Source organism: Colwellia sp. D2M02, assembly GCF_018860755.1.
Lineage (GTDB): Bacteria > Pseudomonadota > Gammaproteobacteria > Enterobacterales > Alteromonadaceae > Colwellia > Colwellia asteriadis.
The window spans coordinates 31,385-48,056 of the sequence record NZ_JAHKPW010000058.1; the positions used below are offsets into that span (position 1 = coordinate 31,385).

A 16,672-nucleotide genomic window follows, 5' to 3' on the forward strand; every position below is an offset into this window, starting at 1 on the left:
ACAACTTATAAAAAAGCTAAATAAGACGATATATTATGGTTCTATTTAGCTTTTTTTATTTCTGCTTTTTTTATTTCTGCTTTTTAATTAAAAGTTATACGCTTTGGTATAGGCTATTAACCAGAACTCAGGATAATAAAATTATTTCAAGAGGTTATATTCATCATTAACCACGTTGGGTTTACTTGCAATAGACTTGCTATTAAATCCCTTAAGCCAAGCTCAGGTTATTTAGACTGCATTAGGAAAGCCTAATTGTCGCCATGCATCATAAACAATCACTGCGGTAGCATTTGACAAGTTCATACTGCGACTCCCTTCAAGCATAGGGATGCGTATCTTATCTTCATCAGGGATTTTAGACCGAACTTCTTCAGGTAATCCACTAGTTTCAGAGCCAAAAAGTAAGTAATCCCCTTTAGTGAACTTCACATCACCATAGTAATTGTTAGTTTTAGTGGTTATGGCTAAAACACGTTGAGGCTGCTCACTTTCAATAAATGCACCGTAGTTTTCGTGGCGCTGTATTGCGGCAAATTCATGATAATCTAAACCTGCTCGACGTAACTTTTTATCGTCTAAATCAAAACCTAATGGTTCAATTAGGTGTAGTCTAAAGCCTGAGTTTGCGCAGAGACGAATAATATTACCGGTATTGGGTGGGATTTGTGGTTGAAAAAGAACTACATCTAGCATAACAATAATGGCTCTGATAAATTTTTGCTATTATAACCAGTAATAGTTATGAGTTACAGTCGATAGTTTATTTAGAGCAGGGAGGAGTTGTGGTCAATCATACAAAAAAGAATAATGATTATGCGCTATGGGTACGAATGGCTGCGATAGTATCGACTAGTGTTGCTTTATTATTAGTACTAATAAAGTTATACGCGTGGCTAGTTACCGACTCTACTGCGATTCTTGCTTCAACAACTGATTCATTATTAGACTTGTTCGCATCATTAATGAATATTGTTATTTTGCGTTTTGCATTGGCACCTGCCGATAAAGAGCATACTTTTGGCCACGGTAAAGCTGAAAGTTTAGCTGGACTAGTACAAGCTGCATTTGTACTTGGATCTGCTATTTTGCTTGTTTTTAGTGGCATTTCTCGTGTTATTAACCCTCAAGTTATTATGCAAGGTGAAGTAGCTATTTGGGTGACAATTATCTCGATAGCGTTAACGTTAGCATTGGTTATATTTCAGCGCTTTGTGATAAAAAAAACAGGGTCCATTATTATTAGTGGCGATGCTTTACACTACCAATCAGACCTATTACTTAATTTTGGCGTTTTAGTAGCTATTATTTTAAGTCAAGGGATCTGGCTGTATGCCGATGGTATTTTTACGATTATTATTGCTTTATACTTATTTGTCGGCGCTGGAAAAATTGTATTACAAAGTGTTAAACAATTAATGGACACAGAATTAAGTGAAGATGAATTAGCGCAAATCAAAGCAGTTGTTGCTTCTCATAACAAAGCCTTGGGTATACATGATTTAAGAACTCGACAAGCGGGTGTACAACGTTTTATTCAGTTTCATTTAGAATTAGCCGATGAGTTATCTTTATTAGAAGCGCATAGTATTGGTGAAGCAATTGAAAAAGAGATATGTAAGCGTTTAGCACCTTGTGAGGTTTTTATTCACCATGATCCTAGCTCAACGGTAAACCATAGCGTTATCTAATGAGAGTGCAGCTCAAACCAGTCTAATAATGTGTTTAATGTTTCATTACGATAGATATCTTTTTCGAAGAAAAGCTCATGTCGTGCACCTTCGATTAATACTGGCTTACTTGTAGGGCATGATTGCGGGTGAACTGTATGCAGCTTTTGGCAAAAATAATCTTGCGAGGCGTTATCTATAACAGTATCCTCACCAGCTTGTAATACTATAGTGGGTGTAGTTAACGCAGTTATGTTTGAAAAAATAGCTTTTTGCGCGTTAATTCCCTCAACTAACCATTGCAAGGTTACCCCTCCTAATTGAATTTCTGGGTTTTCTTCCTGCAGTTCAGTGAATATTTTAAAGCGTACTTTTGACTGAGTTAACTCATTATCAGTAAACTTTGCTACTTGGTAATCTTGCTGGCTTATTAAATACCAAGGTGTATCATCAACAAGTCGGTTGAAGCCGTTAAGTGCTTTTATTAAGCCTCTTGCAATAACATTGGGCGCCGCTCCGGTATTAAACCCTAGCATAGGAGCACTTAAAACTGAGGCTTGTATTTTTTCAGGATAGTCTTGCATAAAACGAGCTGCAATAGCACCACCCATAGAGTGCGCTAATAAATAAGGCTTACTTTGACAGTGTGGTGTGACCACGTTATCAATAAAGCCATTCAGATCATTGACATAATCCTGAAAGCTCTCTACATAACCTTTATATTCTGATTTTAATAATCGTTCTGATAAGCCTTGACCACGGTGGTCAAATAGAAAAACTTGAAACCCTTGCCGAGTAAGATCATAACTTAATTCTTGGTACTTTAAGTAACTTTCATTACGTCCGTTAACAATAATTAGGCACTTTTGCTGAGGAGAAGTAGCAAAATAAGCGTAATTAATACGAGTTTTTTTCGCTCCTTTAAAAGAAGAAAATGTGCCCTGCTGCCAGAATTCCGCAATTTCATTAGTGATTTTTTGCTTAAGTGATGATTCTTGGGAAAAGCTGCGGGTATTGTTCATCGTACTGTTTCCAATGCTAATTTCTGTTAATGTACTACGAGCAAAAGCTGTGTTTATTAGCGTAAATATAGCTAAGTAACAGGTTAGCCTTACTAGGTTATTTGTCTTACCTGCGAGCATAAATCAGTTAAGTTAACCTTGTAAACTGAACGAGAATATCTTGGACATTTGGCTTTCTACTACTTTATTATCTACTTTTGCTGGCATGAAACGCCATTGTCTCATCGCGGTACGAATTGCACTTTTAAAATAATTTAGACGACTTTGTTGTGAAAAATTAATGTCTTTCACTTCGCCATTGCGATCTATAGTGAAGCGTACCTTTACTTCTATTTCTATTCCTTTACGTTTAGCTAAGCTAGGATAAACAGGATCTACAGAAGTGAGCTGCTTAGCTTCATATTTGCGTTGGGCACTACTAATACTGTGCTGTACTGTACTTGATTGTTTAAATTTACGCTCTATAGGTTTTTCTTCTCTTTGAGTAAGTGCTAGCTCATAACTTTGATAAGGCTCGGTTGAAATAATATTATCTAGGCTAATATTTTCGCTTATACGCTCAACTTTATTTGCTACTTCATTCTTTTGTGTCTTAATAGGCTTAGCCGATTTTACTAAAAGAGTGTTATTTTCCTGCTGGTTGTTAAGGTAAGTAGTCTCTCCTTGAGACTCAGCTAACAATGTTTGTCGGGGTAATATTTGAGTTACTTTTTCTGCTTTTAATTCCACTTTTAATTCTTTTGGTAACTGCTTGATTGAAGAAAGATTTACTGCTAAATCAAGATCATTAATAGCGTATTCATGATCTAAACTTTGCTTAGTGGCTAATAAGTTATCTGTACTTATACTCTGATTACCCAAGTTGGTATTGAAGACTTTAATTGTTTTATCACTACGAGATAGTGTATTTGCAACTAAATCAGTGCCTACTATATCATTAGTAGGTATAACATCCGTTGCTACACTATCAATACTAGTGCTAGAGATTGTTAAGCTAGTTTCAATACTCGGGCTCTGTTCTTGCTTTTGATGTGCACTATCACCTGGTCCTAGTAATAATTGCTGTGCTATAGAGTCTGTAGTGATAATACTGTCGTCTAAGCTACTCTCAAGACTTGCGATATAAGGGCTCTCTGTAGAGGCTAAATGTTGAGCTTGCCATGGTAGGTGATAAACCCAACGTGGAGAATAATTACTTGCAAACAATTGCTGTATAAAAAATATTGCAATAAATAATAGTAGGGTCATGGCTGCAAACCATTTGCCAATATCATTTTTTGGGGCGCAGTGATGATCAACTAAACGTACCACCCTTTCTTTTAAATCACCACCAGAAGCCGCCATAGCCATATTAGGGATCGTGTGTTGATGAAGGCATAGTGTTGCGGTATCGGTTAGTGTATGCGCATAAGCGATGGGGTCGCCGCAATGTTTGACTGCAATATCATCACTGCAATACTCTCGCTCATTTCGCATATTTTTTGCGAGCCAGTGAACGCTAGGATGAAAGAAAAATAACAGTTCAATAATGGTCTGTAAAAAGTTAACTAAGTAATCATGTCTGCGAATATGAGCAAGCTCATGTAACAGTAACATTTCAAGTTGTGCAGGGGATAACCCTGTTACCATAGTGACTGGAATCAGTACAACAGGTTTAAATATACCAATAGCCATAGGAACTTCGGCTTTCATAGAGATAAGCAATGTAGGTATTCTGGTTAATTTAACTTGCTGACTTAATTCGATAAATCGACGCTGTAATTGTTTTTCTGGCAATTTACTAGCGTGTTGTGGCAATAGATTTACATTACGTATTTCAATTAACAATTTAACCGTTAGCACAAGTATGATCGCTAACCAAGCCAAAGACAGATATGGCAACACGTAAGCTAATAATGACGGCAGTAACTCTTGATAACCTGATAACGATGAAGTTAACTCTATATCGGCAGTCAGGTTGTTTAATGCCAATGAGGGAGTGCTACTATTTAATAAGTCACTCGTTGGCAATATAATATTAAAAGTAATAATTGCTGTACATAAATTGGCTAGCATTGCCGCTGCACATAAAACATAGCGTATTTGGGGTCTGCTTTTATCAATAAATAACAAGACAAACTTTACAATAGCCGCGATCAATAACCCTTGCCACAGAAAATGCAGCAAAGTTAACGCTAAGCTATATAAAATTGGTGTGTTAAATAATGGCGCTAGCATAATAGTCGTTTATTTATCCAAAGAGTCTAAAAGCTGACGAATATCATTGATTTCTTTAGCGCTGGTGGAGTCATCAATAGCGCGCATGACTAATTTAGAGGTTGAACCACCAAATGCTTTACTAATAAGGTCTTTAATTAATGAGGACTGTGTGTGTGTTTCGCTATTAGCTGCAGCATATACATGAGCACGATTACTTTCATCACGTATCACTAAAGCTTTTTCATGCATAATTTGCAATATCTTTAATACAGTAGTGTAGCCTGTTTTCTGGTAGTTACTAACTTCATCGTGAACTTGTCTAACCGTTGCAGGACCCATTTTCCACAATACATTTAATAATGTTAACTCTGCTTCTGTTGGCTTTGCTGCAGGACGTGCATTGACCATTTAGTATTCCTTCATTTAAATTAATATCAGGCGTATAGCTATAAGTGTATGTTGTATAGTTTTACTCTTAAACGTACTTTTCTCTTGGTATTTTTTACGAAATATAATAAATATTTCATAAAAAACACAAAATACGAACTTAATCGTATCTTGTGTAGATTAAATGAGCAACCTTTTTATAATCTTAGTCTATTGTGTATCAAGAGACTTCAACATAGCGTAAGGCTCACCCAGGCGAGTTGTAGTACCAGGACCCGCTTCAGGTGTAAACTCTTCCAGCATATTAGGAGAAAAAGCACAAACAACGGTTGAGCCTAGTTTGAAGCGACCCATTTCATCCCCTTTTTTGAAGCTGATGGTATTGATGCCACTTTTAGGGTATTGCCACCTAAAAATATCTTTACCTGCCGGTGGGGTGATAGTACCTGCCCATGTTGTTTCAATACTAGCAACTATAGTTGCTCCAACTAATACCATAGCAAGTTCACCAAATTCAGTATCGAAAATGGCTACTACACGTTCATTGCGTGCAAAAAGATCAGGAACATTTCGCGCTGTTAGTGGGTTTACTGAAAACAACTCACCAGGAACATAGATCATTTCACGTAATGTTGCGTCCATCGGCATATGTATGCGGTGGTAATCTTTTGGGGCTAAATAAATACATGAGAATTTCCCACCTTGAAAAGGTGCTGAAGTACGAGCGTCACCACCCAATAAAGAAGTGAGGCTGTAATTAAAGCCCTTTGCTTGAATCAGTTGGCCGTCAACAATATCTCCTTGCTGACTAATGGCACCATCAACGGGATAACATAAGTTTGAACCGGCTTCGATTGTACGAGCGCCGTCGGCTAACTCTCGTGTAAAAAAATCATTGAAACTGGCAAAGTCACTGGCATTTTTCAGTTTAGCTTCTTGCATATTAATACCGTAAGCCTTAATAAACTTGCTTATAGCAAAGGTGGTGAGCCAACCCATTTTTGCGGCGGCAAACTTTCCCGTTAGGCGAGAAATTGCGTGCTTTGGCATAAGGTATTGTAAGGTGATTTTAACTTTGTCCATTAAACTATTTTCTGAAGACACTGGGTTTCCTTAATCATTAAAACGTGAGGTTAATTTATTTTCATCTAAACTAGCTAAAATTCGTTGAAAGCTTGCTAGACGTTTATCGGAAATTTTTTGCTCGGTACTTGCTGCTATAAGGGCACAACCGGGATCGGCTTGATGCTTACAGTCGCGAAACTTACATAAGCCAATATAAGGTTCAAATTCAATAAAGCCATTACAGACCTGTTCTGGAGTTAAATGCCATAAACCAAACTCCCTAATACCAGGGGAGTCTATTAAATCCCCCCCTTCACTAAAGTGGTATAAACGGGCAACAGTAGTAGTGTGTTGCCCTAACCCTGAGTTTTGAGAAACTTCTTGTGTTAACACCCCAAGGTTAGGCATGAGCGCATTAACTAGTGTTGATTTACCAACGCCTGATTGACCTACAAAAATACTAGTATGCTCAGCTAGCTGTTCTCTTAACTCACTAATTCCATCACGTGATTGGCTGCTAGCAAATAATATTTGATAGCCAATATCACGATAAATATTTAACTGCTCTGTAATCGCGTTCTGTTCTTCTTGTGAAATACTATCTAATAAGTCTATTTTGTTGAGCACAATAACAGGAGTTATCCCTGTTTGTTCGGCGGCGACTAAATAGCGGTCAATAATGTCACTATTAAAAGCAGGTAGCACTGAAGAGACAATTAGAATTTGACTGATATTAGCCGCAATAGGTTTTACGCCATCGTAAACATCTGGGCGACTTAACACCGACTCTCTTTCATGAACGGCTTCAATAACCCCTGTAATGCTATGTTGGGTTTCTTTCCCTAGTCGCCACAAAACCTTATCACCACAAACTAAAGACGTTATTGAACGACGTAAGTTGCAACGATAAATGTTGCCTTGCGTACACTCAACGTCAGCATGTTGACCAAAACGGCTTACAATAACGCCTGATTGAGCGGCGCCTAAGTCATCATCTTGCCACTGAACTTTGTCTTTTTTAGACGGCGTTTTACTCTGTAATTTTTTATCATGATTGGCTTGAATGCGCCTTTGCTGACCTTTAGTCAGTTTTTTGGCCTTAGCCACGGGAGTAATTCATATGATTTTTTATTTGATCCAACGTATTTCTGACGTATTATACTAACAATTATATATGAATGCTCGTGCATTTTTTAAGGGAACTTTATGACCTGTAGCGATAGTAATTTAATTTGGCTTGATTTAGAAATGACAGGACTCGAGCCTGCAGAAGATGTAATTTTGGAAATAGCGACCATCGTTACAGATAGTCAGTTAAATATTTTAGCGCAAGGTCCTGTTTTTGCTATTCATCAAACTGATAATGTTTTAGATAACATGAATCCTTGGTGTATTGAGCAACATGGCAAATCGGGGTTAACTCAACGTTGCAAAGACAGTGATGTGAGCCTAGCTCAAGCAACTCAAGAAACGTTAGCTTTTGTCAAAAAGTGGGTGCCAGCAGGTAAGTCGCCAATGTGTGGTAATAGTATTGGTCAAGATAGGCGTTTTGCGCATAAGTACATGCCTGATTTTGAAGAGTTTTTTCATTACAGAAATATTGATGTTAGCACAATTAAAGAACTAGCAAGACGCTGGAAGCCTGAAGTGTTAGATAAAGTTGTTAAAACAGGCGCTCATTTAGCGTTAGATGATATTAAAGAATCTATTGCTGAATTAAAAACTTATCGAGAATTTTTCTTTAAAGAGTAGGTTAATTGCCTAGCAATCAGTTATCGCTAAATTAAAGGGGGTAATTAGGTTGCTAGGGTTGATTCAATTTTTGTCTTTTTTAAAAAGTCGTCAATATTCTCACCTTCCTCCATATGATTAACGCTAAATTGGCTATTAATTTGTGGTAATTTAATATCTGACTTTATACTGACAAAGCGCATTTTTCGTATACTTTGGATTATTTTTGTGCCGATTTCTGTCGCTGTTTGATGCGAAGCCTGTGGTAATAATAATATAAATTCATCGTAATTAAAGCGTACAGGTAACCCACTGTCGTGTATATAACTTGCGATCTTATGCGCTATTTTGGTGAGTATTACATCAGAAAATAGTACGCCAAAGTCACGTTCTATCTTATTGAACTCTTCTATCTTAATCGAAATGGCGGCGATATTGCACGGCGTATACTGTTGTTGCCATGCAGATATATGGCTACTAATTGCTTTTTTGTTAAATAAACCGGTTACCTTGTCTAAGTTAATTTGATAGCGTGCTTGAGTGAGCTCTGCGGAGAGTCTCTGGCTGTCTTCTTGGTGGCACTCTAACTGCTTTGATAAATGTAGTATTTGTGCTTTGAAGTCTTCAGTCGCTGTTGTTAATGAGCTAATTGCATTTTTAACGTTATTTGGCTCTGAAGATGAAAGTTGTGTAATGTTTTTTTCGAGAGTGTGTATTAACGCTATAGAGGAGCTTGTTAGTTCTTGCTGATTATGATGAGAGTCGTTAATTAACGTACTGAGGTCTGTAAGAATTTCTTCTCTGAATTCACTTTTTTCAAGCACTGTTTCTTTATAGAGGTTCTCCATAAAGAAACCATTCAAACTTTCATTTACTAATAGCTCTTTTTCAATAGCAGCGGTGAGTTGTGCATTGGACTTTTTATAATACTCATAAACAACAGCATAATTAATTGGGTTAATCGCAAGTTGCCACTTTTTGAGTTGAGCAACCACCAAGCGCATAATTTTGTCGGCGGTTTCAATAGAGTCGTGATACTTCATTTATTTATTCACTTCTATGCATTTTTATCATTACAAATTAAGCAAGCTAAGTAGCTTAATTATTATCTCTATCGGAGGAGTTATACGGTACAGTGAGATAATCAAATGGGATTAGTAACATAACGTTAATCCATTTAATAGTAATTTTATTTAAATGCTAATATTTTAAAGAAAGAGAGAGGGCACGCAAAGTTAACGGAAGAAATTGATAGAGAACTAAAAGATGAAGATAAGCCCCCACTATATCTAAATTTTGCAGTTCCGCTATCATAGGTTTCCCATTAGACCGGTAACTTTGCGTCCTTAGCTTTCACTAAGTTTGCCCTTGTTAAGCATTGAAGCTTACGCTCATTATAGATAAAAATGAGTGAATGTAAATATAAAATATTGATAACAAAAAGGAATAAAGTAAAAATAAAGTAACATTTTAGTTTTTTTATGTGAAAAGCTAAGGTAACTGATTGTTTTTATATTTTAAATTATGTATAGAATTTTTTTACTGTTTATTTTATTAGGAGCTCCATATTTCTGTGGGGCAAACGAGGCGAACCTGAAAGGTTTGTCGAGTAAAGAAATAGAGATCTTAACAATTCAGGTGGAGCAGCTATATTACCTCGACCATGAAGCTATAATGTATGAAAAGGTAGAGAAAATAGCGCAACAGATTCTTCCTTATTCTCAGTATTACTCTGTTGATATTCTCGCTAAATTATATTTACTACTTGCTATTGTAACGAGTAACAAGAATGAGATAGATAAGGCTTTTACTTATGTACAATCGGGATTAAATGTAGATCTAGAAGATCAGAAAGTTAGGCTTGCGTTATTACTTAAGCTAGCTAATGTGCATATGGCTAAAAAACAATTCCAACAATTACTTAATATAGCAGAAGATTTAGTAGCCCTTACTCTAGGTGAATCCCATGAGCAGTATAAACTGCTGGCGTTGAGTTATCGTAGTGTTGCGTTCGCTATGTTAGGGCAATATGAGCAAGCACTTGCTGACTTAATGCTACTCGATAAAACCGTTGATAAAAGAAGTGTCTCTATCGAGCATATTGAATTTTTTACTATTTTAGCTACGGCTTATCATTATTTAGGCGATTACCAAACGGCATTAACGATACAATTAAAAGTTCTTAAATTACGTTTTGATTTAAATAAAAAAGAAAATATTGACCAAACTTATCTTTATATTGGGTATGCATATTTATATTTACAACGCTTTGATGATGCTTACAGTGCTTTTTGGGAAGCAAAAAAGTATGCTCAACAGAGGAAAAAGCCTATAGGAGTTGCACTAGCTGATAAAGGTGTCGGTTTAAGTTTTTTTAAATTACAACAATTTGAAGAAGCCGATAGGGCACTTACTCAAGCTGCAGAAACCTTTAAAAACAACAATGTTATTACGGAATACATTGAAACCTTAGTCGCTTTAGCTAGTATCAAGATGAGTTTACAGGAGAAAGATAAAGCTTACGATATACTGCTAAATGTTTTGTCTTTATTAAAAGGTGAAGAGATTTCTTTAGAGTATGTTGGATTTTACCGGATGCTAGCAGAAATGTATTTTGACCAAGGTGATTATCAACAAGCCTATTTGATAGCACAAAAGCATAGTCAGCTCTTGTGGTTTAAGTTTGAGAATAAGAAAAAAGAAGCAAAGTACACTCACTATTTTTACAATCAGACGCTAACGCAAGCTCTAAAGAAAGACTCTCTTGGTAAGGGAAAGAAGTTAGCGATTAAGCTTGCGGGAAATAGTGAAATGATTACCTCATTTCAGCGCAAGTATCATAAGCAACATACGATTATTCTTATACTATTAAGCTTGCTTATGTTATTTGCCTTTGGCGCGTTAATTTACTATTTCAGGTTGCGCGCGAATAAGGCCGAAAAAGCTTATGAAGAGTTAGATGAATACCGTATTATTACTAACGCACAAAAAACTAAGTTGTATTATCAAGAGGCCTATCAAAAAGCGAGAAAATTTCAGTATCCGCTTTCAGTGTGTTATATCTCCATTGAAAATTGGCAAGAGTTAGTTTTCACATTTAATAAAAAGCAAGTTGCTGAAGTTAAGGGGATCATGGTTAGTATTATTCAAGAACAATTAGCCGAATTTGAATTTGCTGGTGTATTGAATGAAGGTGAGTACCTTTTATTGTTTGAGCATCAAAGTGAGTTAGATGTCTCTGGTAAAGCTGAAAAGTTAGTTGAAGCCTTAAACTCATTATTTTTTGGTAGCTTGGGCGATTTCTCGTTAATGATAAAATTCAAACTTGATTCACCTACTTTTAAGGATATAGACCCTTTTAGTTTCCTTGCAAAATTAACTGATACAGCTAAAGCAAAATCACAATCGTAGAATAACCTAAGGTATTTTAATGTTTTTTATATTAATCATCACTGCAATTTTTATTGGCGTCAGTATTTTTTTCTCGATACGTTCCGAAAAACTGCAACGTTTATTAATTACTCAGCAAAGAGAGAACAGTCAAACTCGTAAAGAAAGCAAAGCGATGCAAGACTCAATGGCGGTTATTGCATCGCGCTATGAAGAGTTTATTAAGGCTAGGTTACTTACTATGAAGGCACAAGCGGAGCAATATGATGATAAAGATCTGATAAAGCACCTGGACTTGATTAGTCCATTGATTAATAACTACAGCATTATTTTTAGGGACTGCTTAAAAGGTAAAGGTCGACTAAAAAAAATCAGCCAAAAATGTTTTGATAGTCATGACCCTTATGCTTTTAAACAGTTTATCGCATGGATGGTAACCAGTGACACCTCACTTAAACGTTTTTGGTCAAGTGACAATTTAAACGGTTACCTTCACTTAGTTAATTTATTATTAACTAATGCCGATAAAGCGTTAATTACGGCTAAAGGGGCTGCTATTACCAAGTAGGATTTTGGTTGCTTGTTCAAGCTATAAAAAATAGATAAATATGCTTGCCCTGAATAATTTAGAGGTATAGCTTAAAGGTATAGTTTAGAAGTATAGCTTCGCTGTATATTTAGTACGCTTATGATACTCCCCTCATAAGCTGGTTTATAGGTAGTTGTTAAATATGAGTCGTTTTAACATTAGAGTAGTCTTTTTATTGTCCATTATTGTCGTGACATCAGGGCTGTCATTTTTATTTGTACAGTTATACCGTGATGGCTTGTCATTAACGTCGATTTCTATTTTCGTTTATTTAAGTGTACTACTTTTTAGTAGTTATATTTGTTGGTGGCTAAGCTTAAAGCTATTTAACTCTGTTAAGGGTGGTAGTAAAACGGAAATAATCACAAAAAAAACGACAGAGATATCTTCATTGGATACGGTAACTAATTTACCTACCGCGCAGTCTGCTTTACAAGTTTTCGAACAAGCGATAACTCAAAATAAGAATAAACCGCTAGCTGCTATTGTGCTGAAACCTATAAATTTTGAACAAGCTAATACGTTATTAGGTCATCATAATTCTGACTTGTTATTACTGCAATTAGCGTACTGCCTACAGTTGAGCGTCGCTAATAATGAAGCGTTGTTGAGCTTTTCAAGTGTCGGAGAGCCTGTACGTATTGCTCGTTTACAAGGCTTAAATTTTTTAGTGGTGATTAATTTAGCGGGTAATAAATATGATGATAAGAGCGTTATTAATGATATTTGTGTTCAGTTAACTAAGAGTGTTCCTGAGGCGATGAGTTTTAAAAGTTTTTCATTAAACTTTGAACTTGCTTTTGGGGTTGCACTACATCAAAAAAACGGTAATACCGCTCATGAGGTCGTTGCGCATGCTGGAGATGCGTTGTTAGATACTTCAAGCTCTCAGCAAAATATTCGATACTTTAATAACGAAAAACTACGTCATACACAGCATCAGTTGGCGCGTATGGAGCAATTGAGAAGCGATGTTCTTGATGAAAAGCTTCATTGGTATATTCAACCACAAGTGAATATTGATGATAACAGTATATTAGGCTTTCAGTTACGAGTGCATTGGTATGAGTTACAATCCACTACGCCACTTGAACTTGAAGATTTTACTTTACTGGCGAAGCATAGCGGTGAAATGTATATACTTGCTAAGCAAATGTTGAAATTTGCATTCATGACTTTAGCTGTTTTGCAAAAAAATAATCATAAGCAGCCAATATCAATTAGCCTCCCTAGTAACTGTTTATTTCAACCTGACTTGGTCGATTATATTGAGCTACAAATTAAGCATTATAATATTTCAGGGCGCTACTTAATTGTTGAACTGAATGAGAATGTACTACTTGAAGATATTGACCGCGCTAGAAGTATTATCAATCAATTAAAGTCTCTTGATATTACTATTGCTATTACCGACTTTTCAGGTAGCTATCAAGCTTTGCGTTATATTCGAAAAATGGCTATTCATCAAATTAAAATTAACTGTCAGCAATTAACAAATGATAGTGAAAACAGAGTAGATAAAGCAATTACTCATGCATTAATAACACTTACACGTACAATGAAGCTACCGTTAATTGGTACTGATATTGATAAGCGAGATGCAGCCGATGCATTCTCTACAATGGGCGGGAAGTATGTTCAAGGAAACATTATTAGTCCCGGCATTGCATTAGATGAAGTAGAGCTTTGGCTGGAAAAATGGTATAAAAATCATTAGGTAATATTGAAAGTAGTAACTAAGGAACAGTTACTACGGTTAACTTACTTAATATCTAGAGGGTCTGGCGATAGTACAATGCCAGTATTGTCAGCATAAATATAATCGTCAGGTAAAACAGTCACGCCTGCAAAATTGATTGCTACATCGGTTTCGCCTATTTCATCTTCATTAGCACCAACAGGAATCGCAGCGATAGCTTGGATACCTATATCTATAAGCTCTATCGTGTCTACATCGCGAACACTGCCATAGCAAATAATACCTTGCCAATGATTATGTGCAGCGCACTGCGCAATACTTGCATCTATAAGAGCGCGTCTAGTCGATCCGCCACCATCAATGACAAGCACTTTTCCAGTACCATCTATATTTGTTAACTGCTTAACAATACCAGTACTTTCGAAACACTTTATGGTGACCACTTGACCACCAAAAGAGCTTTTTCCCCCGTAGTTACAGAAAATAGGGTCAATTACATCTACCAAGTCACCATAAAAGTCGCAAAGCTCAGAAGTGTTGTAATACATAATTTATCCCTTTAAAGTAACACTATAAATTAGTTACCAGTATATCTATTTATAGTGAAAAGGAAACACATTATATAGGCAGGAGGTTACTTGAATTCAAAGGTGAAACACTCTTTAATAAAGACCGTTTTATCAAATGTTTTTTGTATTTATATAAATGTCGTTTTATAACGCTAGGTTATTTATGATTGAACACCTCACCGAACGAACCTTTTTATTTACAACACAAGCTGTTGTATTCTCTATTTTATCGTTCGTGTTTTTTATGTATTACCGTACATTTAAACGCCAATATGTGGGTTACTGGCTAATAAGTTTAGTATCACTTACAGCAACATATTTCTTGAAGGCTATTGTTCTGCATATGCCTCATACCCTAGAGGTTGATGTAGAGTTAGTTATTATTGAAACCTTACATTTAAGTTTACTGTTTAGTTTCTTATTTTATTTAACGTTAGGTGTGTTAAGCGCCAAAAATAAAAAAGTACTGTCTTTTAAACAAACCTGCAGCTTTATTGTGTTTATTTTTGCTTTTAGTGTGGTATTGATAACAGTAGAGCATACGGACTCTTTCAATCATTTTTATTTAACAGTAAGTCTGCCTAGTTTTATTTTCGGTTGCATATTTTTCGCTTTAGCGACATTGCTTTTATTTGATAAAAATAGCCATTTGTCGAATAGAATTTTAATGTGGTTTTTCTTTATTGTCGGTTTTCGGTATTTGTTTTACTCCTTTATTTCTATTGTTGCATTAACAGATCTATGGTTTCCCACTTTTGAAGCGTTTTTAGTTTTCTTTAATGTTGCTGCAGAGAGCATTCTTGGCTTTACTTTATTAGTTTGGATGCAAGGTGCTGAACGATTATCAGCATTAAATGCAATTAATCGGGCACAATATTTAGGTGAGCATGACTCACTTACCGGGGCATTAAACCGAACACAAGTCATGGCTAAGTTATCCGAAAAAATAAGTGGTTTTGCTAGCGAGCATAAAAAAAATAATAAGCTTGCGGTCTTCTTAATTGATATTAAGCAATTTAAATTTATTAATGATACTTATGGTTTGAAAGTCGGAGATTATATTCTAGGCGAGATTGCTGCACGTTTAAATTCAAGCGTATTTTTGCCCGTTGCTGTTGGTCGCTTGAGTGGTGATTCATTTATGTTTGTGATTGAGTTTGAGCAGCAATCACATATTGATAGAGCTGCTCAGCATATTCATGAACTTATTGAGCGCTCCTACCGCTTTGAACAAAATAAAGTCAATATTCAAACAAGCATCGGGTATTGTTGTTATCCAATTGATGCTGTTAATGCTGAAGATTTATTGCAAAAAGCTAATTTAGCTTTACATCATGCAGAAACTAATGACATAGCTACTGTCGGTTTTGAGGGCGGCATGCAGGCCCAAGGTCGTCGCTTATTGTTAATGAAAGCTGCTTTACTTTCTGCTTTAAAAAATGACGAGTTTGTACTGCACTTTCAGCCGCAACTTAACTTGTTTACGAATAAACTTGAAGGCGTTGAAGCTTTGGTTCGTTGGCAACACCCTGAGCGAGGATTTTTAATGCCAGCAGATTTTCTTGATGATATTGAAGCATTAGGCATGCATAACGAGTTTGATAATTACATTTTAACTAAAGCCTGCCAAATAAGTGCTCGCTTGTTCGATCTTTGTAAGCGTCGCGTCGCCATTGCTATTAATATAACCGCTGTTGAGTTTCAAGATGTGCAATTAGTGACTAATATTCAAAAGCTACTCGAAGAACATAAAATTCCCTCTAAGTACATCGAATTAGAAATAACAGAGAATGTTGTTATGACTGATATTGAGAGAGCAATGAATAGTATAGTGAAAATGCAAAGCATGGGTATTAAGGTTTCTATAGATGACTTTGGTACCGGTTATTCTTCGTTGGCTTATTTAAGAAAACTACCTATCGATAAAATTAAAATAGATCGCAGTTTTATTGCAGAGGTTGCAACTAATGACTCTGACTTGACTATTGTAAAATCAATGGTCGATCTTTCACATGGTCTGGGGAAGCGGGTTTTAGCTGAAGGTGTAGAAACTATTGAGCAACTTAATATACTACGTAACTTAGGTTGTGATGCAGTACAAGGCTATTTTATTAGCAAGCCTATTTCTGAAGCGGAATTAGTTCGACATTTAACTAAGAAATAGTCGTTTATAGTGACTTTACATTGACGCCTCTATATTACCTTTCTCTTAATCTATTAAATTAACTTAATTATAAAAAAAAACTCATAAAAAAGTGGCGCTGGTCGATATAGGACTATAATAACTATTGGAACATATATAGTTACGCTTCACAGCTTAAGCTTAGCTAGATTTGTAAACCCCTATTTAA

14 protein-coding genes and 1 riboswitch are annotated in these 16,672 nt (G+C 35.9%); of the genes, 6 read left to right on the top strand and 8 right to left on the bottom strand.

What is annotated here, in order from left to right; genetic code table 11:
- Window positions 1-231: 231 nt before the first annotated feature.
- Window positions 232-696: a tRNA (uridine(34)/cytosine(34)/5-carboxymethylaminomethyluridine(34)-2'-O)-methyltransferase TrmL gene (gene trmL / locus KO495_RS09615; RefSeq protein WP_215980189.1), complete on the bottom strand. Its 465-nt coding sequence runs from the start codon at window positions 694-696 to the stop codon at window positions 232-234.
- Between the two features lie 89 nt (window positions 697-785).
- Between trmL and KO495_RS09620 the strand changes: the two genes are divergently transcribed.
- Window positions 786-1,691 carry a cation diffusion facilitator family transporter gene (locus KO495_RS09620; RefSeq protein ID WP_354668379.1) on the top strand — a complete coding sequence of 302 codons (906 nt, stop codon included), beginning with the start codon at window positions 786-788 and terminating at the stop codon, window positions 1,689-1,691.
- Here the strand turns inward: KO495_RS09620 and KO495_RS09625 are convergent.
- From KO495_RS09625 to rsgA, 5 genes are all read right to left on the bottom strand, one after another.
- The gene (locus KO495_RS09625) at window positions 1,688-2,692 is read right to left on the bottom strand and encodes an alpha/beta fold hydrolase (RefSeq protein WP_215980190.1); all 1,005 of its coding nucleotides are present in this window, start codon (window positions 2,690-2,692) and stop codon (window positions 1,688-1,690) included. The two genes, KO495_RS09620 and KO495_RS09625, sit on opposite strands and share 4 nt — an antisense overlap.
- Before the next feature lie 132 nt (window positions 2,693-2,824).
- Entirely contained in the window at window positions 2,825-4,909 is a 2,085-nt protein-coding gene (locus KO495_RS09630; RefSeq protein WP_215980191.1) for a M56 family metallopeptidase, read from the bottom strand.
- Between the two features lie 9 nt (window positions 4,910-4,918).
- The gene (locus KO495_RS09635; protein WP_215980192.1) at window positions 4,919-5,299 is read right to left on the bottom strand and encodes a BlaI/MecI/CopY family transcriptional regulator; all 381 of its coding nucleotides are present in this window, start codon (window positions 5,297-5,299) and stop codon (window positions 4,919-4,921) included.
- 189 nt (window positions 5,300-5,488) lie between these two features.
- The gene (gene asd, locus KO495_RS09640) at window positions 5,489-6,361 is read right to left on the bottom strand and encodes an archaetidylserine decarboxylase (RefSeq protein ID WP_215980333.1); all 873 of its coding nucleotides are present in this window, start codon (window positions 6,359-6,361) and stop codon (window positions 5,489-5,491) included.
- A gap of 30 nt (window positions 6,362-6,391) precedes the next feature.
- A complete protein-coding gene (gene rsgA / locus KO495_RS09645) occupies window positions 6,392-7,450 on the bottom strand; it encodes a small ribosomal subunit biogenesis GTPase RsgA (RefSeq protein ID WP_215980193.1) in 1,059 nt (352 codons plus the stop codon).
- 99 nt (window positions 7,451-7,549) lie between these two features.
- Here rsgA and orn point away from each other — a divergent pair, with 99 nt between their 5' ends.
- Window positions 7,550-8,095 carry an oligoribonuclease gene (gene orn / locus KO495_RS09650; RefSeq protein ID WP_215980194.1) on the top strand — a complete coding sequence of 182 codons (546 nt, stop codon included), beginning with the start codon at window positions 7,550-7,552 and terminating at the stop codon, window positions 8,093-8,095.
- 44 nt (window positions 8,096-8,139) lie between these two features.
- On the opposite strand, the gene KO495_RS09655 is transcribed toward orn, so the two are convergent.
- Complete coding sequence (locus KO495_RS09655) at window positions 8,140-9,117, bottom strand: GGDEF domain-containing protein (protein ID WP_215980195.1); 978 nt, start codon at window positions 9,115-9,117, stop codon at window positions 8,140-8,142.
- A 251-nt stretch (window positions 9,118-9,368) separates the two neighbouring features.
- A riboswitch (cyclic di-GMP riboswitch) is annotated at window positions 9,369-9,451 on the bottom strand.
- A gap of 297 nt (window positions 9,452-9,748) precedes the next feature.
- Between KO495_RS09655 and KO495_RS09660 the strand changes: the two genes are divergently transcribed.
- From KO495_RS09660 to KO495_RS09670, 3 genes are all read left to right on the top strand, one after another.
- On the top strand, window positions 9,749-11,485 hold the full coding sequence (locus tag KO495_RS09660; RefSeq protein ID WP_215980196.1) for a hypothetical protein: 1,737 nt from the start codon (window positions 9,749-9,751) through the stop codon (window positions 11,483-11,485).
- Between the two features lie 19 nt (window positions 11,486-11,504).
- The gene (locus KO495_RS09665) at window positions 11,505-12,032 is read left to right on the top strand and encodes a hypothetical protein (protein ID WP_215980197.1); all 528 of its coding nucleotides are present in this window, start codon (window positions 11,505-11,507) and stop codon (window positions 12,030-12,032) included.
- A 163-nt stretch (window positions 12,033-12,195) separates the two neighbouring features.
- Window positions 12,196-13,770, top strand: coding sequence for a GGDEF domain-containing phosphodiesterase (locus KO495_RS09670; protein WP_215980198.1), 1,575 nt, complete (start codon window positions 12,196-12,198; stop codon window positions 13,768-13,770).
- Window positions 13,771-13,814: 44 nt separating this feature from the next.
- On the opposite strand, the gene rraA is transcribed toward KO495_RS09670, so the two are convergent.
- Window positions 13,815-14,300: a ribonuclease E activity regulator RraA gene (rraA, locus tag KO495_RS09675; protein ID WP_215980199.1), complete on the bottom strand. Its 486-nt coding sequence runs from the start codon at window positions 14,298-14,300 to the stop codon at window positions 13,815-13,817.
- Between the two features lie 184 nt (window positions 14,301-14,484).
- On the opposite strand from rraA, the gene KO495_RS09680 reads away from it, so the two are divergent.
- On the top strand, window positions 14,485-16,485 hold the full coding sequence (locus KO495_RS09680) for a GGDEF domain-containing phosphodiesterase (RefSeq protein WP_215980200.1): 2,001 nt from the start codon (window positions 14,485-14,487) through the stop codon (window positions 16,483-16,485).
- Window positions 16,486-16,672 lie beyond the last annotated feature (187 nt).

Coding starts and splice junctions, on each gene's coding strand:
- trmL (WP_215980189.1), bottom strand. CDS start 696: ATGCTAGATGTAGTTCTTTTTCAACCACAAATCCCACCCAATACCGGT.
- KO495_RS09625 (WP_215980190.1), bottom strand. CDS start 2,692: ATGAACAATACCCGCAGCTTTTCCCAAGAATCATCACTTAAGCAAAAA.
- KO495_RS09630 (WP_215980191.1), bottom strand. CDS start 4,909: ATGCTAGCGCCATTATTTAACACACCAATTTTATATAGCTTAGCGTTA.
- KO495_RS09635 (WP_215980192.1), bottom strand. CDS start 5,299: ATGGTCAATGCACGTCCTGCAGCAAAGCCAACAGAAGCAGAGTTAACA.
- asd (WP_215980333.1), bottom strand. CDS start 6,361: ATGGACAAAGTTAAAATCACCTTACAATACCTTATGCCAAAGCACGCA.
- orn (WP_215980194.1), top strand. CDS start 7,550: ATGACCTGTAGCGATAGTAATTTAATTTGGCTTGATTTAGAAATGACA.
- KO495_RS09655 (WP_215980195.1), bottom strand. CDS start 9,117: ATGAAGTATCACGACTCTATTGAAACCGCCGACAAAATTATGCGCTTG.
- KO495_RS09660 (WP_215980196.1), top strand. CDS start 9,749: ATGTATGAAAAGGTAGAGAAAATAGCGCAACAGATTCTTCCTTATTCT.
- KO495_RS09665 (WP_215980197.1), top strand. CDS start 11,505: ATGTTTTTTATATTAATCATCACTGCAATTTTTATTGGCGTCAGTATT.
- KO495_RS09670 (WP_215980198.1), top strand. CDS start 12,196: ATGAGTCGTTTTAACATTAGAGTAGTCTTTTTATTGTCCATTATTGTC.
- rraA (WP_215980199.1), bottom strand. CDS start 14,300: ATGTATTACAACACTTCTGAGCTTTGCGACTTTTATGGTGACTTGGTA.
- KO495_RS09680 (WP_215980200.1), top strand. CDS start 14,485: ATGATTGAACACCTCACCGAACGAACCTTTTTATTTACAACACAAGCT.